The 20,233-nt window shown below is 70.0% G+C and carries 20 protein-coding genes; 16 read left to right on the top strand and 4 right to left on the bottom strand.

Translation table 11 applies throughout. The annotated features are described in order from the left end of the window. The 4 genes from VHR41_09515 to gatB all read left to right on the top strand — a co-directional run. A partial coding sequence (locus tag VHR41_09515) for a 3'-5' exonuclease (GenBank protein HEX3234425.1) occupies window positions 1-1,992 on the top strand: 1,992 nt, incomplete at its 5' end. Continuing rightward, on the top strand, window positions 1,989-2,288 hold the full coding sequence (gatC, locus tag VHR41_09510) for an Asp-tRNA(Asn)/Glu-tRNA(Gln) amidotransferase subunit GatC (protein ID HEX3234424.1): 300 nt from the start codon (window positions 1,989-1,991) through the stop codon (window positions 2,286-2,288). The genes VHR41_09515 and gatC, both read left to right, overlap by 4 nt. Continuing rightward, entirely contained in the window at window positions 2,285-3,676 is a 1,392-nt protein-coding gene (gene gatA, locus VHR41_09505) for an Asp-tRNA(Asn)/Glu-tRNA(Gln) amidotransferase subunit GatA (GenBank protein HEX3234423.1), read from the top strand. The genes gatC and gatA overlap by 4 nt, the downstream gene beginning before the upstream one ends. Continuing rightward, a complete protein-coding gene (gene gatB / locus VHR41_09500; protein HEX3234422.1) occupies window positions 3,676-5,103 on the top strand; it encodes an Asp-tRNA(Asn)/Glu-tRNA(Gln) amidotransferase subunit GatB in 1,428 nt (475 codons plus the stop codon). The genes gatA and gatB overlap by 1 nt, the downstream gene beginning before the upstream one ends. A gap of 12 nt (window positions 5,104-5,115) precedes the next feature. Here gatB and VHR41_09495 read toward each other — a convergent pair whose 3' ends face one another. From VHR41_09495 to VHR41_09480, 4 genes are read right to left on the bottom strand one after another with little or no spacing between them, the layout of a single operon-like run. Beyond that, a complete protein-coding gene (locus VHR41_09495; GenBank protein ID HEX3234421.1) occupies window positions 5,116-5,997 on the bottom strand; it encodes a M23 family metallopeptidase in 882 nt (293 codons plus the stop codon). After that, window positions 5,994-6,443 (bottom strand): cupin domain-containing protein, encoded by a 450-nt coding sequence (locus VHR41_09490; protein ID HEX3234420.1) that lies wholly within the window; start codon window positions 6,441-6,443, stop codon window positions 5,994-5,996. The genes VHR41_09495 and VHR41_09490 overlap by 4 nt, the downstream gene beginning before the upstream one ends. 22 nt (window positions 6,444-6,465) lie before the next feature. Then, the gene (locus VHR41_09485) at window positions 6,466-7,434 is read right to left on the bottom strand and encodes a zinc dependent phospholipase C family protein (protein HEX3234419.1); all 969 of its coding nucleotides are present in this window, start codon (window positions 7,432-7,434) and stop codon (window positions 6,466-6,468) included. Beyond that, a complete protein-coding gene (locus VHR41_09480; GenBank protein HEX3234418.1) occupies window positions 7,431-7,913 on the bottom strand; it encodes a hypothetical protein in 483 nt (160 codons plus the stop codon). Before VHR41_09480 ends, VHR41_09485 begins: the two co-directional genes overlap by 4 nt. Window positions 7,914-8,043: 130 nt before the next feature. Here VHR41_09480 and murA point away from each other — a divergent pair, with 130 nt between their 5' ends. The 12 genes from murA to secF all read left to right on the top strand — a co-directional run bounded on the left by murA (window position 8,044) and on the right by secF (window position 20,217). Beyond that, entirely contained in the window at window positions 8,044-9,327 is a 1,284-nt protein-coding gene (gene murA / locus VHR41_09475; protein HEX3234417.1) for a UDP-N-acetylglucosamine 1-carboxyvinyltransferase, read from the top strand. A gap of 62 nt (window positions 9,328-9,389) precedes the next feature. Further along, window positions 9,390-10,175 carry a polyphenol oxidase family protein gene (locus VHR41_09470; protein HEX3234416.1) on the top strand — a complete coding sequence of 262 codons (786 nt, stop codon included), beginning with the start codon at window positions 9,390-9,392 and terminating at the stop codon, window positions 10,173-10,175. Window positions 10,176-10,253: 78 nt separating this feature from the next. Beyond that, the gene (rimP, locus tag VHR41_09465; protein HEX3234415.1) at window positions 10,254-10,733 is read left to right on the top strand and encodes a ribosome maturation factor RimP; all 480 of its coding nucleotides are present in this window, start codon (window positions 10,254-10,256) and stop codon (window positions 10,731-10,733) included. A 31-nt stretch (window positions 10,734-10,764) separates the two neighbouring features. Then, the gene (gene nusA / locus VHR41_09460) at window positions 10,765-12,087 is read left to right on the top strand and encodes a transcription termination factor NusA (GenBank protein ID HEX3234414.1); all 1,323 of its coding nucleotides are present in this window, start codon (window positions 10,765-10,767) and stop codon (window positions 12,085-12,087) included. Continuing rightward, window positions 12,084-12,389 (top strand): ribosomal L7Ae/L30e/S12e/Gadd45 family protein, encoded by a 306-nt coding sequence (locus VHR41_09455; protein ID HEX3234413.1) that lies wholly within the window; start codon window positions 12,084-12,086, stop codon window positions 12,387-12,389. The genes nusA and VHR41_09455 overlap by 4 nt, the downstream gene beginning before the upstream one ends. An 11-nt stretch (window positions 12,390-12,400) precedes the next feature. Then, a complete protein-coding gene (gene infB / locus VHR41_09450; GenBank protein HEX3234412.1) occupies window positions 12,401-15,109 on the top strand; it encodes a translation initiation factor IF-2 in 2,709 nt (902 codons plus the stop codon). Next, entirely contained in the window at window positions 15,106-15,387 is a 282-nt protein-coding gene (locus VHR41_09445) for a DUF503 domain-containing protein (GenBank protein HEX3234411.1), read from the top strand. Before infB ends, VHR41_09445 begins: the two co-directional genes overlap by 4 nt. Next, window positions 15,384-15,770, top strand: coding sequence for a 30S ribosome-binding factor RbfA (gene rbfA, locus VHR41_09440; GenBank protein HEX3234410.1), 387 nt, complete (start codon window positions 15,384-15,386; stop codon window positions 15,768-15,770). Before VHR41_09445 ends, rbfA begins: the two co-directional genes overlap by 4 nt. A gap of 8 nt (window positions 15,771-15,778) precedes the next feature. Beyond that, window positions 15,779-16,618 carry a tRNA pseudouridine(55) synthase TruB gene (truB, locus tag VHR41_09435; GenBank protein ID HEX3234409.1) on the top strand — a complete coding sequence of 280 codons (840 nt, stop codon included), beginning with the start codon at window positions 15,779-15,781 and terminating at the stop codon, window positions 16,616-16,618. Beyond that, window positions 16,615-17,559, top strand: coding sequence for a bifunctional riboflavin kinase/FAD synthetase (locus VHR41_09430; GenBank protein ID HEX3234408.1), 945 nt, complete (start codon window positions 16,615-16,617; stop codon window positions 17,557-17,559). Before truB ends, VHR41_09430 begins: the two co-directional genes overlap by 4 nt. A gap of 14 nt (window positions 17,560-17,573) precedes the next feature. Further along, on the top strand, window positions 17,574-19,229 hold the full coding sequence (gene secD / locus VHR41_09425) for a protein translocase subunit SecD (GenBank protein HEX3234407.1): 1,656 nt from the start codon (window positions 17,574-17,576) through the stop codon (window positions 19,227-19,229). Window position 19,230: 1 nt separating this feature from the next. Next, a complete protein-coding gene (secF, locus tag VHR41_09420; GenBank protein ID HEX3234406.1) occupies window positions 19,231-20,217 on the top strand; it encodes a protein translocase subunit SecF in 987 nt (328 codons plus the stop codon). Window positions 20,218-20,233 lie beyond the last annotated feature (16 nt).

Below are 20,233 nucleotides of genomic sequence, written 5' to 3'. Positions count from 1 at the left end.
TTCCACTCTCTCTCGGCGCGGCTGCTCAGGCGCGAGGCCGAGCTGCTGGGCTTTACCCGGCAGTTCACCATCTACGATGAGGACGACCGGCTGAGTCTCATCCGCCGGCTGATGGAGCAGCGCGGCCACTCCACCAAGCTGTTCCCGCCCCGGGCGGTCCAGTCGCTGATCTCGGCGGCGAAGAACCGGATGGTTTCGCCGGCGGAGCTGGCGGCCGGCTCCCAGTTCGACCGGCTGGCCCAGGTGGCCGCCGAGGTCTACACCGCCCTGGGCCCCGCGCTCAAGGCTGCCAACGCGATGGATTTCGACGACCTGCTGCTGCATCCGCTGACCCTGTTTCGCCAGCACCCAGAGCGGCTCAACGCCTATCAGCAGCGCTTCCAGTTCATCCTGGTCGACGAGTTTCAGGACACCAACCGCGCCCAGTACGAGCTCATCCGGCTGCTCGGCGCACACGGCAACGTCTGCGCGGTGGGCGATGACGATCAGTCGATCTACGGCTGGCGCGGCGCCGACGTGCGCAACATGCAGGAGTTTCTCAAGGACTTTCCCGGCGCGCGGCTGGTGCGGCTGGAGGAGAACTATCGCTCCACTCAGATCGTGCTCGACGCGGCCAATGGGGTGATCGCCGAGAACAGCGGCCGCATCGGGAAGGTGCTCACCACTCGGCGGAAGGGCGGGGAGACCGTGACCCTGCTCGCCGCCGCGGACGAGCGGGACGAGGCCGAATGGGTGGCCCGCGAGCTGGAGCGGCGGAGCGCGGCAGGCGACTGGTCCTACGGCGAGATGGCCGTGCTCTACCGGACCAACGCCCAGAGTCGCGCCATGGAAGAGGCGTTCCGCCGGGCCGGCGTCCCCTACCGGTTGATCGGAGCGATCAGCTTCTACGAGCGGCGGGAGGTGAAGGACCTCCTGGCGTATCTGCGCCTGGTGGCCAATCCGTCAGACGACGAGGCGTTTCTTCGTGCCGTCGGCGTGCCCCGACGAGGGCTGGGCGATACCAGCCTCGCCGCGCTGACCCGCGTCGCCGGACAATGGGCCAAGCCGCTGCTGGACACGGCGCGCGCCGCGGGCGGCATCTCCGAGCTGCGCCCCAACGTGCGCGAGGCGCTACGCAAATTCGCCGAGTTCATCGACGGCCTGGCCCGCCGCGCGGGCTCGCTGCCGCCTGCCGAGATCCTGGAGCAGATCCTTCGGGCGATCGATTACGAGGCCTATCTTCGCGCCGAGGGACCGGACGGGGCGGATCGCTGGGAGAACGTCCGCGAGCTGGTGGCGAGCGCGGCCAACTGGTCGGAGGAGGTGACCGAGGAAGCGGAGGGGACGCCGCTCGAGCGGTTCCTCGCCGAGGCGGCGCTGCTCTCCGCGGCCGATAACGTCGTGGGCAACGAGGAGGGCGTGACCCTCATGACCCTCCATACGGCCAAGGGACTGGAGTGGCCCGTCGTCGTGCTCACCGGACTGGAGCACGGCCTCTTTCCGCTGGCGCGCGCCGAAGAACAGGCGGACGGTCTGGAGGAGGAGCGCCGGCTCTGCTACGTGGGCCTCACCCGGGCCAAGGACAAGCTGTATCTCACCTGGGCCCGCGCCCGCCGCCGGGGAGGCGAGCTCCGGCCCGGCATCGCATCCCGGTTCCTGCGCGCCATTCCGCCGGGTATCCTGGAGGAACGGCGCACCACGTCGCTCTGGGCGCCGGCATGGGGCAGTCAGCGCGGCGGGGGCGGCGGCTCATGGCAGAGAGGCGGGGCCGAGCGCCCGGCCCGGCGCGCCACCCCGTCACCCGTACCTGCCGCGGAGGAATCGCAGGACACGCCCCGGTACGTGAAGGGCGAGCGCGTGCGCCACCGCCGGTTCGGCAGCGGAACGATTCAGGGCCTCACCGGCACCGGCCGGGACCTCAAGGTGTCCGTGGCGTTTGACGATATCGAGATCGGGGTCAAGCAGCTGCTCGTGGCGTACGCCGGCCTCGAGCGGGAATGGGAGAGCGCATGACGATCGGTCGCGACCAGGTGCTGCACGTGGCCAAGCTCGCCGAGCTGGCGGTCCGGGAAGGTGAGCTGGATCGGCTGGTAGAGCAGCTCAACCGGATCGTGGACTACGTCGCCCAGCTCGACGAGGTCCCTGGGGACGCGGCCGCTGACCCGTTTCTGCCGGGTCCACCCGCCGTGGCGCTGCGCCAGGACCTGCCCGACTCGGTGCCGCTCGCGCGCCCGCCCGCGGCGCTGGCCCCCGAGTTCGCGGAGGGCTTTTTCCTGGTGCCGCGTCACGGCGCCATGGAGGACCTGTGAGCGCCGGCGCCACCGCCGCACGCGAGACCGGCGCCCGGCTCGCCGCCGCCGATGCGCGCGGGCTCAACGCGACCCTGCACTGGTCGCAGGAGCTGCTCGACGCCGAGGGCGCCCGGATCGACGCGATGGAGCGGCCTGGACCATTGGCAGCGCTGCCGATCGCCCTCAAAGACAACATCGTCACCATCGAGCAGCCGACCACCTGCGGCTCGCGGATCCTGGAAGGCTATCTCTCGCCGTACGACGCGACGGCCGTGCGGCGGCTTCGAGCCGCCGGTGCGCTGGTGGCCTGCAAGGCCAACATGGACGAGTTCGCCATGGGCTCGTCCACCGAGCACTCCGCCTTCGGACGGGTGAAGCATCCAATCGATCCGGCGCGGGTGCCCGGCGGCTCCTCTGGCGGCTCCGCCGCCCTGGTAGCCGCCGGTGTGGTGCCCGCCGCGCTCGGCTCGGAGACCGGTGGGTCGGTGCGCCAGCCGGCCAGCTTCTGCGGAGTGGTCGGCGTGAAGCCGAGCTACGGGCGAGTGAGCCGCTATGGTCTGGTGGCATTCGGCTCCTCGCTCGACTGTATCTCCGCGTTCGGGCGCACGGTGGACGATGCGGCCCGGGTGTTGAGCGCCATGAGCGGTCACGATCCGCTCGACGCCACCACCATCGACCACCCGCCGATGGCAGTCCCGGCGGCGCGGCCCGATCTCAAGGGCCTCCGGATAGGGCTGCCGCGGGAGTACTTCCCGGCGGACCTCGACCCGGGGGTGGCCGCAGGCCTCGAGCGCACCAAGGAGGCGGCGGCCGATCTTGGGGCCGAGCTCTGCGAGGTGTCGCTGCCCCATTCGCAGTACGCGGTACCGACCTATTACATCATCGCGCCGGCCGAGGCAGCCGCCAATCTGGCCCGGTACGACGGCGTCCGCTACGGGCCTCGGAAGCTGGGTCCCGGCGGCGACATCCGTGCCCTGTATCAGGCCACCCGGGGCGAGGGCTTCGGGGCCGAGGTGCGCCGACGCATCCTGGTCGGCACCTACGTGCTCAGCGTTGGCTATTACGACGCATACTATAGAAAGGCGCAGCGGGTCCGGGCGCTCATCGCCGATGACTTTCGGCGCGCCTTCGCCTCCGGCATCGACCTGCTGCTCACGCCCACCACGCCGACCCCCGCCTTCCGCGCGGGGGAGAAAACGGAAGATCCGGTCGCCATGTATCTGGCCGACATCTTCGTCTGCGCCATCAGCCTGGCGGGGCTGCCGGCGTTGAGTCTTCCTGTGGGCCTGACCGGAGGACTGCCGGTCGGCGCCCAGCTCATCGCGCCGTTCTTCCAGGACGACCGGCTCCTGGCCGCCGCCGCCACGCTGGAGCGGGTCATCCCGGCGGGCCGGGAGGTACGCTGATGAGCTGGGAAACGGTCGTCGGGCTCGAAGTTCACGTGCAGCTCCGCACCCGCACCAAGATGTTCTGCGGCTGCCGGACCACCTTCGGTGATCCGCCGAACACCAACGTCTGTCCCACCTGCCTGGGCCTGCCCGGCGCGCTGCCGGTGCCCAACGCGCAGGCTGTCCGCCTGGGCGCGCGCGCCGCGTTGGCGCTGGGGTGCAGCGTGCGCGGACGCAGCGTCTTCGCGCGGAAGAACTACTTCTATCCCGACCTCCCCAAGGGGTACCAGATCTCCCAGTTCGACCAGCCGCTCGCCGCCGGCGGACGGGTCGCGCTCGAGTCTCCCGAGCGAGGACGGATCGAGGTGGGCATCACCCGGCTGCACCTGGAGGAAGACGCGGGCAAGCTGGTGCACGACCGGTTCCCGGCCAAGACCGCGGTCGATCTCAATCGCGCGGGCATCCCGCTGGCCGAGATCGTGAGCGAGCCCGACATGCGCTCCCCCGCCGAGGCGCGCGCCTACCTCGTGGCGCTTCGGCAGATCCTGGTCTACGCCGGTGTGAGCGATTGCAGCATGGAGCAGGGGAGCCTCCGGGTGGACGCCAACATCTCCGTGCGGCGCCCGGGCGAGTCCCGGCTCGGCACCAAGACCGAGGTGAAGAACCTCAACTCCTTCGCCAACGTCGAGCGCGCGCTGGAGGCCGAGCGAGTGCGCCAGATCGCGCTGCTCGAGAGCGGTGAGCGGGTATCGCAAGTGACCCTGCTCTTCAACGCGGGCAGCGGTCAGGTGAAGCCGCTCCGATCCAAGGAAGAGAGCCACGACTACCGCTACTTCCCCGATCCCGATCTCCCTCCGCTGTCGCTGTCAGCCGAGTGGATTGCCGACCAGCGCGCCGAGTTGCCCGAGCTGCCTGACGCGCGGCGCGCCCGGCTGGAGATCGCCTTCGGCATCCCGGCGTACGACGCGCGAGTGCTGACCAGCGAGGTGGCCCTGGCGGACTACTTCGAGTCCGTGGCCGCGGTGGGGGTGGATCCCAAGACCGCTGCCAACTGGGTCATGGGCGACGTGATGTCGAGCTACAACGAGCGCGGCACCTTCCCGGTCTCGGCCGAGCGACTGGCAGGACTGATTGCGCTGGTGCGCGACGGCGTGCTCAGCCATCAAGCGGCCAAGCGGGTGTATGCCGAGCTCGCCACATCGCCGGGCGAGGAGCCCAAGGCGGTGGCCGAACGGCTCGGCCTGGTCCAGGTGAGCGACCAAGGCGCGCTCGCGGGCTGGGTGGACGAGGTGCTGGCCGCCCATCGGTCCGAGGTGGAGCGGTACCGCGGCGGCGAGGCCAAGCTCATGGGCTTCTTCGTCGGCCAGGTCATGAAGCGAAGCAAGGGGAAGGCCGACCCCAAGGCGGTCCAGCCTGTGTTGCAGGAGAAACTGCTGAGCCGCTGACCCGCCCGCGAGTTATTTCGGGATGGGCGGCAGCGTGAGGAGCGTCGTCGGGTCGATGGTGATGCCGCCGTATCTCGCGATCCAGTGAAGATGCGGCCCCGTGGCTCTTCCAGTCCGGCCGACGGCACCGATCACCTGTCCCGCCGCCACGGTATCGCCCCGGGCCACGTCGATCCGGCTCAGGTGGAAGTACCCGGTTACCAGGCCCGCGCCATGATCCAGATAGACCGCCTGTCCCGCCAGGTAGAAGTGTGCCACCAATCCCACGACACCCCGATTGGACGCTCGGACCGGCGCGCCAACCCGGCCCGCGAAGTCGGTGCCGAGATGGCGGGTCGTCACTGCGCCGTTGAACTCGCGCGCGGTGCCGAACCGGCTGGTGACCTTGCCCGGGCGCGGAGCCCGGAACGGCGCGCGCCAGAGACGCGGCGTCGAATGTGCCTCCCGCGCCAGCCCGCGCGCCTCAGCGACCTCCGAATCGATCCGAGCCTGCGTCGCGCCGTCAGGCTGGACGAATCTCGGCGCCACCGTGAGCCGTTCGCTGGGGTACACCGGCTGGCCGACCGCCAGGTGAGTGACGCTGGTGTCGGTCTCGCCGGGCCGGGTGATGATCAGCGTGACCGCCAGCGAGTCCCCGCCGTCGAGCGAGATGCCGGCGAGCGACCGAAACGCGCCACGATGCCACTCGAAGTGGAGCGGCTCGCCCGAGGCTTCCCCGTCGAGCGCCAGGATGCTGTCGCGTCGCGCCGGGCGGACGACGATCCACACCAGCGAGGCGCGGGCCGGGTGCGCGGGTCGAACGGCGACGCGGGGCGGGTGGGGTGGTGCTGATTGCGCGACGCTCGAGACCGGCAGCAGCAGGCCGAGCCCGAGCAGGTGTGCGGCTCGCCTCACCGGGCGAGCCGCCGGATGAGCGCCGCCTCCGCCGGGAACTCGGCGATCAGTGCGTCCGCGGCACCGATCTCGAAGTCGTCGAACTCGAAGCCTGGTGCCACTGTGCAGCCGCAGAGGGCGGCATCCGCCTCCGGCTCGGCAGCCTGCCAGATTCCCGCGGGCACCACTGCCTGCGGCGTGCTTCGGTCGAGCCGCACGTGCCCCACGCCGAGACGATACAGATGCAGCGGCCCGCCGTCGTAGTGGTGCCAGACCTCATCGGCGGCGACCCGGTGCCAGGTGCTCCAGCCCCCGGCCGGCAGCAGGTAATGGATCGCGGTGGAGGCACGGCGCTCCCGGCCGTCGCCCAGGCGAACGGTGGTGGGACTGCGGAAGGTCTCGCCGTAGAAGCCGCCTTCGGGATGGGGCACCAGCCCCAGGCGGCGCACAATCTCGTCGGGCTCCATCGGCAAGTCGGTAGGCGCGGGGTCAGCCCTCGCCGCTGACCAGCAGGCGGGGAGAAGGGGCCGCGCCTTCCGGCGCTCGCCAGGGAAGCTTCTGCGGGATCCGGCTCCAGAAGGTGAGCGGCCGCTCGGGCAGCCCGAAATGCTCCCGGGCCGACTCCTCCAGGCCGGCCAGATTCCGCCGACCGCTGTAGCGCAGCACCCGCCGCCTCAGCTCCTTGGCCATCTTGAGCGGCCGCTCACCGGAGGGGTCGAGCTGCAGGGCCGGCGACGCCGGTCCGCCCAGCAGCTCGATCATGAAGTCGTACGAGAGGCCCAGATGGTGCTCCACGTCCTGGTCGTCCAGCGGCCAGCGGCTGTACTCCCGCGCCACCTGGGTGGCGCGCTGCCAGCCGGTCGTCTCGGTGATGTGCACCATCCCCCGGAAGAGACGGCGGTTGGTGCGCACACTGAAGATGGTCGGTGCGATGATCCGGTCGAGGTGCGCGTCGGCCTCGCCGTGGTCCAGCAGGATGACGTCCTTGGCCGCCCTGGCGTAGGCGTCGCCCAGGTGGCTCTCGACCCGGGCCTCCCAGTAGGAGTGGCCCACGGACGCCGTGCTGCTGGTCAGCATGAGCTGGCGGGGGACGAAATAGTTGTGGGCGATGGTATCGGCCGAGAGATGGCAGAGGTAGCCCAGGCCGAATGCGCGGAGCGCATCGGAGCCGGCCAGGTCGTGGATCTCCTGGCCCACGTGCCAGTAGTGACAGTGGCGGCCGAGCGGCGCGTAGCGTTTGGCGATGGAGGAGTCTGCCGCGATGTTGCCGTAGAGAAAGTCGAACGGGTAGGCCCGGAGGAGGTCGGCCGCGGCCGCGGGCAGCGAGGCGAGATTGGCCAGGACCGACTCGGCCAGATAGATGTGGGTACCCGGGGTCCAGGCGTGCGCCTGGTGCGGTACTACCAGCTGAACGAGCCCCACGCAGAGCAGTGCGAGCGCGAGGCGCGGCAGCCTCATCGGCGGCCGGCCACAAGCATCCGGCGGACCCGGCCCAGCATTCCGTTGCCTTTCCGGACCGAGCGGAGTGCCGCGGCCACATCGAGGGCGGTGTCCTCCACCTCGTCGTGCACCAGGTCGTACAGGGTCTCCAGATCGGTGAGCTTGTCCTCGAAGCGATCGGCCCCGCGGACGATCTTCCGGCGGATCCGGCGGCTGGTCTGCGCCAGAGCACCGGCCTCATGCCGGACCAGCACCATGAGGTCCTGCCCCTGCTCGGTCAGCCGCCGCACCGCCTTCAGCGCCTCGGCCACATCGTCCTGCAGGCCGTTCACCAAGGTGCCGACCCTTCGGACCTGCCCCGCGACCCGCAGCGCGGCGAGGGCCACCGCGCCTGCCATCACCAGGATCGACAGCGCGATCACCGCCAACGATATCGCCATAGTCGGGCCGACCCATCCCGGGGTCGCGCCGATCTGCATCGATGCGAGCGTGTTCATACCCAGACGTCCTCCGGCAACGGGCCCGTGGGGCCGACCCGAGGCCCCAGCGTAAAACAAAGCAGTCGGAGCCGCCTCGCAACCCCCTCGGTCCGCTTGACGTGCCTTCACGACCTGGGCAGCTTTGGCCATGCCTCCACGTTTTCTGGTCCGCGGCGGTCGTCCGCTTCGCGGCACCATCCGTCCGGCGGGCAACAAGAACGCCGCGCTTCCGATCCTCGCCGCCACCGTGCTCGCGGATGGTCCGATGGAGCTCGACAACATCCCCCGTATCCGGGACGTCGAGACCATGCTCGCGCTCCTGGTGGACCTCGGCGCCACGGCGGAGTGGACCGCGACGAACACGGTGCGGGTGGACGCGCGCCAGGTGCGGCCCAAGCCGCTCGATCCCGGTCTCTGCGCCAGGATTCGCGCCTCGATCCTTCTGGCCGGTCCGATGCTCGCGCGCTTCGGCACGGTGATGCTGCCGCCACCCGGTGGCGACGTGATCGGCCGGCGCCGGGTGGACACCCACTTTCTTGCGCTGGAGCAGCTGGGCGCCTCGGTCATGGTGGGAGACCGCTACGAGCTCGAGACCAAGGGCCTGGTGGGCGCCGACATCTTCCTGGATGAGCCCAGCGTCACCGGCACCGAGAACGCGCTCATGGCGGCGGTGCTGGCCAGGGGCCGTACCACGCTGCGGAACGCCGCCTGCGAGCCCCACGTCCAGGACCTGGCGCGGAACCTGGTGACCATGGGCGCGCAGATCGAGGGGATCGGGTCCAACATCTACACCGTGGAGGGCGGGCGTCCGTTATCGGGGGCGCAGTACGCCATCGGTCCGGACCACATCGAGATCGGGAGTTTCATCGGGCTGGCGGCGGTGACCAACGGGGAGATCACCATCGACCCGGTGCGCCCGGAGGACCTCCGCAGCGTCCTGCTCGGCTTCGAGCGGCTGGGCATCCGACCCCGGGTGGACGGCAACCGGCTCACCGTGAGCGCGGACCAGGAGCGCCGTATCCGCCCGGACCTGGGCGGCCACGTGCCCAAGCTGGAGGATGGACCGTGGCCGGCGTTCCCGGCCGACGTCATGTCGACCACCATCGTAACCGCGACCCAGTGTTCCGGCATGATCCTGGTGTTCGAGAAGATGTTCGAGTCCCGCCTCTTCTTCGTGGACAAGCTCATCGGCATGGGCGCGCGCATCGTGCTCTGCGATCCCCACCGCGCCGTCATCTCCGGCCCCTCGGCCCTCAAAGGGGGCGTGGTGGAGTCGCCCGATATTCGCGCCGGGATGGCCATGCTGCTCGCGGCGCTTGCCGCGGAAGGCTCGAGTGTGATCCACAACGTCGGCCAGATCGAGCGCGGATACGAGCGGATCGACGAGCGGCTGCGCGCGCTGGGCGCGGACATCGAGCGAGTCGAGGCGTGAGGGTTGGGGGCGCGGGCTGATGTGATGCGAGCGCCTCAACCGTCCGCCCGCTGGCTCCCATCATGACGATCGTTCGCGAAGATCCCACCCCCGGCACCATCCCCCGTTACGAGCTCTCCGACTGGCGCGGCCGCTACGGCGTCGTCGCCGGGATCACCGGGCGCGGCGACGAGCCGGGCCGCGGCTTCGATCTCGGCCTCTGGAGCGATGCGCCGGTCGGCGAGGTGATGAGCCGGTGGCGTGCCTTCCGGCGGGCGGACGATAGGTTCTCCGCGGTCGTGCTCGGCAACCAGATCCACGGCACGGTGGTCTCCCGCATCGATGCGGCCGAAGGGTGGGTGCAGGTGGACGGCGTCGATGGCTGGGTCACGACGGAGCCGGGGATCCTGCTCGCCGTCACCGTCGCGGACTGCATCCCAGTGTACCTGTTGGCGCCCGGCCGCGGCGTCGCCCTGCTGCACGCCGGCTGGCGTGGCACGGCCGGAGGGATCCTCCGCGCCGGGCTCGCGGCGCTTGAGGACGCCACCGGCACCTCCTCCGATGAAATCGTAATACATTGTGGTGTAGGCATTTGCGGCCGATGCTATGAAGTTGGCTCTGAGGTGCTCACGGGCTGCGGCATTCCCCTGGACGGGCCGGGCCCGCATCACCTGGACCTGCGCGAGCGGCTGGCCTCGGAGGCCGGCGCGCTCGGCGTCCGGAGTACCACCATTTCGGCTTGGTGCTCCGCCCACGACCGCTCCACCTTCTTCAGCCACCGCGCCTCGCGCGGCTCCGACGGCCGCATGGTTGCCTATCTCGGACTCCCACGGCGATTGACTGACGCCTCGCCCGGGGATAGTATTTAGGCGCTGTCCCGGGGGGCGCTTGGAGAGGCCAACTGTGATGTGGGGGAGTTCCCCCACATTTTTTTTCCGCAACGCCCGATGTCTGTCGACGCGCTCATCGATCCGATTCGCGACCACATCGCCGAGCTCGGTTTCGAGCTGGTCGATCTCCGCCGCAGCGGAACCATGCAGCGCCCCATCTTGCAGGTGCGGGTGGACCGCCCGGACAGCCGGCCCGGCCAGGGAGTGACGGCCGACGACTGCGCTGGGATCAGCCGGTCCCTCGAGCGCTTCCTGGAATCCAGGGCGATGGTCGGGCCGCGGTACGTGCTGGAGGTGTCTTCTCCGGGCGTGGAGCGGCCGCTGCGCTGGCCCGAGCACTGGCGCCGCTTCGTCGGGCGGCGTGCCCGGGTTCGGGCCGAGCCGCTCGGCGGGCGCCGGGAGGTCGAGATCATCGGCGTGCCCGACGACGAGCACGTGACACTCCGGGGCGAGGACGGTACCGACGTGACCGTATCGCTCGCCGACGTGCGGGACGCCACGCTCGTGGTGGAATGGGAGAAGCCCCGGAAGCGGTGACGCTGGACGACGCTGAACAGGAGCACATCGCATGGCTGGTTCGACCGAAATGTTGGCCGCGTTCCGCGAGCTGACGACTGCGAAACAACTGGAGCGCTCCGATCTCCTGGACCTGCTCCGCGACGGCATTCAGGCGGCACTGGTCCGGAAGTTCGGCCCCAACGTCAAGTTCGAGCTGAGCGTGGACGAGCTGCAGGGCACCATCAAGGTGACCCGGCTCCGCCAGGTGGTGGAAACGATCGAAGACCCGAGCTGGCAGATCGCCCTGGAGGAGGCCCGCTACGAGGACCCCGACTTCCAGGTCGGCGACATGCTGGAGGAGGAGGTCCCCTTCGTCGAGTTCGGCCGCCTCGCGGTGCAGGCCGCCAAGCAGCGGATCATCCAGCGGGTGCGGGAAGGCGAGCGGATGCGGATCCGCGAGGAATTCGCCTCCAAGGTGGGCGAGCTGCTCTCCGGTGAGGTCCAGCAGATCGAGCGGGGCAAGCTGGTCATCATGCTGAACAAGTTCCGCGAGGCGGAAGCGATCATTCCCTACCGCGAGCAGAACCATCGGGAGCACTTCCACCAGGGCGATACCATCCGGGCGGTGCTCAAGCGCCTGGAGGAGACGCCCAAGGGTCCCCGGCTCATTCTCTCCCGCGGCGACCCCTTGTTCGTGAAGGCGCTGTTCAAGCTCGAGGTGCCCGAGATCCAGCAGCAGATAGTGGAGATTCGCGCCATCGCCCGCGAGGTGGGGAGCCGCACCAAGGTGGCGGTCATCTCCCGGGACGACGCGATCGATCCGGTAGGCGCCTGCGTGGGCCTCAAGGGTTCCCGGGTGCAGGCGGTGGTCAACGAACTCGGCGGTGAGCGGATCGACATCGTGCCCTGGTCGCCGGATCCGGAGCGGTTCGCCCGCCTGGCGCTGGCGCCCGCGCGGGTGGCCAAGGTGTTCTCCGATCCGGAGGCCAAGACGATTCAGGCGGTGGTCGACGAAGACCAGCTCTCGCTCGCCATCGGACGCAACGGGCAGAACGTCCGGCTCGCCTCCGAGCTCACCGGCTGGAAGATCGATCTCTACTCCAGCCGCGAGTGGCTGGAGCGGGGCGGGGAAGGTCCGCTGTTCGCGCCGCTGCCGCCGGAGGAGGAGACCGTCGCCCAGGTGCCACTGACCGAGCTCAAGGGTCTGTCCCCCGAGCTCACGGCCCTGCTGGAGACCGCCGGCTATAAGATGTTGAACGACGTTCTCGACCTCGAGCGGGAAGACATCGCCAAGATCCCGGGCATCACGCCCGAGACCTCCGAGCAGCTCCTGGCGTTCCTCTCCGAGCTCACCGACGAGAGCGAGAGCGAGGAGTCGCGGCCCCGCCCGTGAGCGGGCTCCTGGGTCTTCTGGGACTGGGCTATCGGGGACGGCGGGTGGTGGTCGGAGTCGAGGCGGTGCGGAAGGAGCTGCAGGCAGGCAAGTGTTGGTGCGTGGTCGTGGCGGAAGACGCCAGCCCGCGCGCCGTGGAAAAAGTGGTCCGGTTGGCGGCGGCGAAGTCGGTGCCGATCGTGCCGGGCCCGCGCGCCGCCGCGATCGGCGCGCAGCTGGGAAAGCCGCCGGTCATGGCGGTAGGTGTGCGGGACCGCGCGTTGGCCAGCGGCATGGTGCAGCTGGCGCCCGTACGCTCCTGATGGAGGATTGAGTGGTCAAAACGAGAGTGCACGACCTCGCGGCGGAGTTCGGCGTCGCGCCTGAGCAGCTCCTCAGCATGCTCAAGGACATGAACATCTTCGTCCGCAGCCATCTGTCGGCCCTGGAGAACGATCAGGTCTCGGCCGTTCGGGTGCGCTGGGAGCGGGAGAAGCGGAAGAGCGCCGAGGAGCCGTCCGCCAAGAAGGGCCGCCGCAAAGCAGTCAAGGCGGAGCCTGCCCCGGCGCCGGTCGAGGCCAAGCCCGCCAAGCGGCGGCGCACCGCCGCCGAAGTGGCCCAGGTCGAGGCCCAGGCACAGGCCGAGAAGGCGGCCGAGATGGCCGCGCTCGAGCTGGAGCGCCCGGTGGTCGAGCTGGAGGAAGCCGCGCCCGCGCAGAGTCTGGAGGAGCGGGCCCGCGCCCTCTTCCGCGACCTCCCGCCGGCCCCGGTGGAAGCCGAGGAGGAGCGCGGCACAACCGAGGAACCGGCCGCTGCCAAGCCCGCGGAGCCGCTGCCGCCCCGCCTGGGCACCCACAGCACCGCCGGCGATTCCGCCAAGGCGCCGTTCATTCCGCCCCGCATCCAGCGGCCAGCGCCCGCGTCGTCCGCGCCGCGCGGACCCAAGCCGGTGTTCAGCAGCAGCGCGCCGCCCTCTGCCCCCTCGCGTCCGGGCGCGCCGTCGCGTCCCGGCGCCTCCGATCGCGGCAGCGCGCCGCCGGCGCGCGCCTTCGGTCCCGACGCCCAGAAGGGCGGAGGCCGGAAGAAAGGGAAGAAGGGCAAGCACAGCTCGGTCGACCAGGATGCGGTGCAGGCCAACATCCTCAAGACTCTGCAGGGCATGAAGGGCCCGGCCGGCCGCAAGGGCCGCCGCTCGGACGAACCGTCGTTCCGCGACGTCCAGGCTGGACGCGCCGCCGAAGAGCGGGAGAAGGAGAAGACCCGCATCCGGGTCAACGAGTTCATCTCGGTCTCCGAGCTCGCCGGCGCCATGAAGGTGCCGGCCACCCAGATCGTCCAGTTCGCCTTCAAGGAGCTGGGCCTGATGGTGACCGTGAACCAGCGGCTCGACTTCGATCAGATCGAGCTGATCGCGTCCGCCTTCGGCTTCGAGGCCGTGCGGGAGGACGAGTACGCCGCCCAGCTCGAGGCCGAGGAGACCCCGGATACGCCCGAGCAGTTGGCGCCCCGGCCTCCGGTGGTCACGATCATGGGCCACGTCGACCACGGCAAGACCTCGCTGCTGGACTATATCCGCAAGGCGAACGTGGTCGCCGGCGAGGCCGGCGGCATCACCCAGCACATCGGCGCGTATCACGTCTCGCTGCCGGGCGGGCGGGCCATCACTTTCCTCGACACGCCGGGCCACCAGGCGTTCACCGCCATGCGCGCCCGCGGCGCCCAGGTGACCGATATCGTGGTCCTGGTCGTCGCGGCCGATGACCAGGTGATGCCCCAGACCATCGAGGCGATCAGCCACGCCAGGAACGCCGGCGTGCCCATGATCGTGGCGATCAACAAGATCGATCTGCCTACCGCCAACGTGGCCAAGGTCAAGCAGGACCTGCTGCAGCACAACGTGGTGCTGGAGGAGTTCGGCGGCAACACGCTCGCCGCGCAGATCTCGGCCAAGAAGGGCATCGGCATCGAGACGCTGCTGGAGCAGATCCTGCTCCAGGCCGAGGTCCTCGACCTCAAGGCCAACCCGGAGGGGAAGGGCCACGGCACGGTGCTGGAAGCCACCCTCGATCCGGGCAAGGGTCCTCTCGCCACCATCCTGGTTCAGAAGGGCACCCTCAAGGCGGGCGACAACTTCATCTGCGGCAAGTTCTCCGGCCGGGTGCGCGCGCTCTACGACGAGCGGGGCAAGCCGGTGAAGGAGGCGGGGCCGTCGATCCCGGTGCAGATCCTCGGCTTCGAAGGCGTGCCAGCGGCGGGAGACACTTTCGCCGTGGTGACCGACGCGGTCGAGGCCCGCGACATCGCCCAGAAGCGGCAGCGGCTCGAGCGCGAGGCGCAGAACCGCCGCAGCGCCAAGGGCACGTCGCTGGAAGACTTCAGCCGCGCGCTCAAGGAGGGCGAAGTCTCCACCCTGCGGATCATCATCAAGGCCGACCAGGGCGGCCCGGCGGAAGCCCTGGCCGACGCGCTGGCCCAGCTCAGCACCAGCGAAGTGCGGGTGGACGTGGTGCACCGCGGGGTCGGCGCCATCACCGAGAGCGACGTGCTCCTGGCCAAGGCCTCGGGCGCCATCGTCCTCGGGTTCCACGTGCGGCCGGACTCCAACGCCCGCGCGGCCGCGGAGCGGGAGCAGGTGGACGTGCGCACCTACCGCATCATCTACGAGGCGGTGGAGGACGTCCGCGCCGCGCTCGAAGGGCTGCTCAAGCCCGAGGAGCGGGAGACCGTCCTCGGTGAGGCCGAGGTGCTGCAGCTCTTCAAGGTCAGCAAGGTGGGGACCATCGCCGGGTGCATCGTGCGGAGCGGCACCATCCAGCGGACCGGCAAGGCGCGGGTCACCCGGGACGGCGTGGTGGTGTACACCGGCGGACTCTCCAGCCTCAAGCGCTTCAAGGACGACGTGCGCGAGGTGCGGGAGGGGCTCGAGTGCGGCATCGGGATCGAGAACTTCAACGATCTCAAGGTCGGCGACCGGATCGAGTCGTTCCGCATGGAGGAGGTCAAGCGGACGCTGCAGCCGGCCGCCGGCGGCGCGGTGGGGTGATCGTCGCCGTCCAGACCTGGGAGCTGCACCTGCCCGGCTGTCACTCGCTGAAGGAGAAGCGGGGGGTGCTGAAGCCGCTGACGATCGGACTCCGGCGCACGCTCAACGTCTCGGTGGCCGAAACCGACCACCAGGATGCCTGGCAGCGGGCGGAGATCGCCTGCGCCGTGGTGGGCTCGGCGCGCAACGTCGTGGAGGAGGTCCTCCGCGCCGCCGATCGCATGGTCGAAGAGTCAGACGGCGTGCGGATCGTCGATACGGTGACGGTGCTCCGATGAGCAGTTCCTCCCGGCGGACATCCCGTCGAGGCGAATCCCGCCGCCCGGAACAGGTGGGGGAGACCCTGCGCCAGGTGATCACCGAGGCGCTCCTGCGCAAGGTGCGTGACCCACGGGTCGGCTTCGTCACCTTGACCACCGTCCTGGTCAGCAACGACCTGTCGCACGCCCGGGTGATGGTGAGCGTGCCGGGTGACGAGGCCGAGAAGGCGCGCGCGCTGGAAGGGCTGCAGAGCGGCGCTGGCTTCTTCCGCTCGCTGGCGGCTCGGGCGCTCACCACCCGGATCGTTCCGGAGCTCCATTTCGAGCTCGACAAAGGGCTCGAGCACGCCGCCCGGATCAACGCGCTGCTCGGCGATATCCGCCGGGAGGAGCCCGACTGATCGGCGCGGTGCTGCTGGACAAGCCGGCCGGGATGACGTCGCACGATGTGGTGCAGCGCGTCCGGCGGGTGCTGGGGACTCGGGCGGCCGGACACACCGGCACGCTCGATCCGTTCGCCACCGGTCTGCTGGTGGTGCTGGTCGGACGGGCTACCCGGCTGGCCCGTTTCGTCGAGGCACAGGCCAAGACCTACCTGGCCACGGCACGGCTCGGCATCCGGACCGACACCGACGATCGGACCGGCGCGCCGGTCGGAATCGAGGGGCCGGGCACCGGCTGCTCCGAAGCCCAGGTGCGCCAGACCCTCGCGGGGTTTGCCGGGGAGCAGCAGCAGCGGCCGCCGAGCTATTCCGCCAAGCACGTGGATGGAGAGCGGAGCTACCGGCTGGCGCGGCGAGGCAAAGACGTCGCCCCGGCGCCGGTAGCGGTGACGGTCCATCAGATCGAGCTCGTGGCCTGGGCTGCGCCCGAGCTGGTGTTCCGGGCCACGGTGAGCCCCGGCACGTATCTCCGCGCCATCGCCCGTGATCTCGGCGAACGGCTGGGTGTCGGCGCTCATCTCACCGCGCTGCGCCGCGAGGCGATCGGACCGCTTCGGGTGGAGGACGCGGTCTCGCTCGACCGACTGGCGCCGTCCGACCTGCTTCCGGCGCGTGCGGTGCTCCGGCACTTGCCCGTCCGGGAGCTGGATGAGCCCGACCGGCGCGCGGTAAGCCATGGCCGCGCGGTCCCCGCCGACCCCGCGCCCGCGGGTGATGTCGCGCTCCTCCACGGCGGCGAGCTGGTGGCGGTGGCCCGGGCCGTGGACGGATGGCTCAGGCCCTCGGTCGTGCTGGGGGACTCGTGAGCGGCCTGCCGCCGCTGCCCGGCGGCAGCACCGTGACGGTGGGCTCGTTCGACGGCGTGCACCTCGGCCACCAGGCGGTGTTGCGGGAGATCGCGGCGCGCGCTGGAGCGGCGGGGCGGGCCAGCGTACTGGTGACGTTCGAGCCGCACCCGTTGGAGGTGGTGAACCCCCAGGCGGCGCCGCCGCTGCTCACCACCGGGCCCGAGCGCCGGGAGATCCTGGCGCAGACGCCGCTGGACTACGCGTTGTTCCTCCGGTTCGACCGCCACCTGGCCGGATATTCACCCGAGGAATTCGTCACCCGGGTGCTGCTCGACCGCTGTGGGACTCGCGAGCTGGTGATCGGGCACGATCACGGCTTCGGCCGGGGGCGGAGCGGTGATGTCGAGACCCTTCGGCGGCTGGGCGCGCAGCACGGCTTCGACGTCGATGTCGTGGGCGCGGTGGACTTCGGCGACCAGCACGTCTCCAGCTCCCGGATCCGGCGGGCCGTCGCGGGAGGAGACCTGGTGACCGCCGCGCGGATGCTGGGCCGGCCCTACCAGGTGAGCGGCGTCGTGGGACACGGCGAACGGCGCGGCCGCCTGCTGGGGGTGCCGACCATCAATCTGAGCGGCGTGCCGCCGCAGAAGCTGCTCCCGCCCGACGGCGTCTACGCCGTGCGGGTGGAGTGGCGCGGTGGCCGGGCTGGCGGCATGATGAACCAGGGGCCGCGACCCACCGTGCAGGATGCGCGCCGGTCGTTGGAGGCCCACCTGTTCGACTTCGACGGCGATCTCTACGGCGAGTGGGTGCGGGTGGAGTGGGTCGAGCGCCTGCGCGACGTGGAGCGGTTCGCCTCGCTGGAAGCCCTGCAGCAGCAGCTGCAGCGTGATCGTGCCCGGGCGCTGGCGGTGCTCGCCGCGTCCGGGCCGGACCCTAGCCGCGTGATTCACGCCTGAGTGTCGACCGAACGATGTCAATTCGCACACGCCTCCTCCTGATCGCCGGTCTCATTGCCCTGAGCGTCTACTTCCTGGTTCCCCGCGAGATCACCGTGCGGGAACGGGACCAGCAGACCGGGGTGATGAAGGACCACGTCGAGAAGCGGGTCCCCCTCAAGCTCGGGCTCGACCTGCAGGGCGGCATGCACCTCGCCCTCGAGCTCGACCAGTCCAAGCAGGTTTCCGCCGACCCCAAGCGCGATCTCGACCTCGCGCTCACCGTGCTGCGCAAGCGGATCGACGAGTTCGGGGTCACCGAGCCCCTCATCCAGAAGGTGGGCGACGACCGGATCGTGGTCGAGCTGGCCGGCATCAGCGAGCCGGCCCGGGCCAAGGCCATCGTCCAGCGGAGCGCGTTCCTCGAATTCCGCATCACCGATAAGACCGGCGCGCTCGACAAGACCATTCCGGCGATGGACCGCACGCTCCGGAGTCTGGGCATCAAGGGCGACACCGCGGCTGGCAAACCCTCCGCCGTACAGCAGCTCCTGGGTGGCGACACCGCCAAGAAGGCCGGCAAGCCCGACAGCGCGGCGCGCGACACGACCAGCGTGCTGAACGGCGTGCTGAGCGGGCTGATTCAGTCGACCGGCGGCGCCCCCGGGGGTGGGGTGCCCGGCGAGTATGCGGTCCCGGAGACCGCCTTTCCTCGGGTCGACAGTCTGCTCAGCATTCCCCAGGTGACCCGGCAGCTCCCCCGAGGTCTCACCCTCCGCTGGTCGGCCGCGCCCACCAGCGTCGGCGTGCAGTCGGTCCGCATGCTCTACGTGTTGGAGGACCGGCCGATCGTCACCGGGAGCAACCTGGAAGACGCGGCGGCCCAGCTCGACCCGCTCACCAATGGTCCCATCGTCACCTTCCAGCTTGACCGTGCCGGCGGCCGGAAGTTCGGCGAGGAGACCGGCAGGCACGTCGGCGACTACATGGCCATCCTGCTGGACGGCCGGGTGCAGGGCCGCCCGCCGGTCATTCAAAGCCGGATCAGCCGCAACGGCCAGATCACCCTGGGCAACAAGTCGCTGCAGGAGGCCCAGGACCTGGCGCTCACGCTCAAGGCCGGCGCGCTGCCGATTCCGCTCAAGATCGTGGAGGAGCGGCAGGTGGGCGCGAGCCTGGGCAGCGACTCGATCCGCGACGGGATCAAGGCCGGGGTGGTGGGCACCACGCTGGTCATCCTCATCATGCTCGGCTTCTACCGGATGAGCGGCGCGCTGGCGGTGGCGGCGCTGGCGCTTTACATCCTCTTCACCGTAGGCGGCCTCTCCATGATCGAGGCCACGCTCACCCTGCCGGGTCTGGCGGGCATTGTGCTCTCGGTGGGCATCGCGGTGGACGCCAACGTGCTGATCTTCGAGCGGATCCGGGAGGAGCTCATCCACGGGAAGACCGTCCGACTGGCGGTGGACGAGGGCTTCAAGCACGCGATGAATGCCATCATCGACTCCAATGTGAGCACCGTGCTCACCGCGCTCTTCCTCTTTCAGTTCGGCACTGGCCCGGTCAAGGGCTTCGCGGTGACCCTCATCATGGGCATCGCGGCCTCGATGATTACCGCGGTATTCGTCACCCGGACGTTCTTCATGATCTGGCTGGACCGCCGGCCCGCCATGTCCACTCTGAGTATCTGACATGCTGAGACTCTTCGCCAACGCCCACTACGACTTCATCTCGGTCCGGCGTTACGCCTACGTCGCCACGGCGGCGGTCATTCTGCCCGGACTGCTCCTGCTCCTCATCCGGGGCCTCAACTACAGCATCGAGTTCACCGGCGGCACCCTGGTGCAGATTCAGAGCCGCACGCCGGTCAACGTCGCCACCCTGCGGACCGGGCTGGACCACCAGGGGATTCCCGGCTCGGAGATCCAGAACTTCGGGGCCGCCAACGAGTACGTGATCCGTGCTCGGGTGGCCAAGCCGGGAACCGACGCGAACGACACCCAGAGCGCGGCACGCGCGGTGTCTCAGGCGCTCGATGCTACGCTCGGGGCGGGGAAGTACACGGTGGTCCGCACCGAGGCGGTCGGCCCCAAGGTCGGCGGCGAGCTGCGCCAGAAGGCGTTCCTGGCGATCTTCCTCTCCTTCTTCGCGGTGCTGGCGTATCTCGCCTACCGCTTCGAGTGGCGATTCGGGCTCGCCGCGGTGACCGCGACGGCGCACGACATCCTGGCGACCGTCGCGTTCATCGGCGCCCTGCGGCTGGAAGTGAGCCTCACGGTCGTGGCCGCCGTGCTCTCGATGGTCGGGTACTCCCTCAACGACACCATCATCATCTTCGATCGCGTCCGGGAGAATCTGCACAAACACAAGAAGGACACCTTCGAGCAGATCCTCAACCGCTCGATCAACGAGACGCTGCCCCGCAGCGTCCTCACGCACGGGACGACCCTGGCGTCGCTCACCGCGCTGACGATCTTCGGCGGAGAGGTCATCCGTCCCTTCGCGCTGGTCATGTTCTTCGGCGTGTTTACCGGGACCTTCTCCTCGATTTATATCGCCGCGCCCGTGCTCATGGCCATCGAGAAGCGCTGGCCCGGTCAACTTGCCCGTGGACATCTGGGGGCCGCCAAGCCCGCTGGTGTGCCGGTGACCGGACGGAAGGCGCAGCCGGTCGCCTGACTCGGCCGCGAGCCGA

Source organism: Gemmatimonadales bacterium (genome assembly GCA_036265815.1).
Lineage (GTDB): Bacteria > Gemmatimonadota > Gemmatimonadetes > Gemmatimonadales > GWC2-71-9 > CAVVWJ01.
Note: the sequence above shows the minus strand (reverse complement) of the source record. Positions and strands in the feature narration are given on the sequence as shown.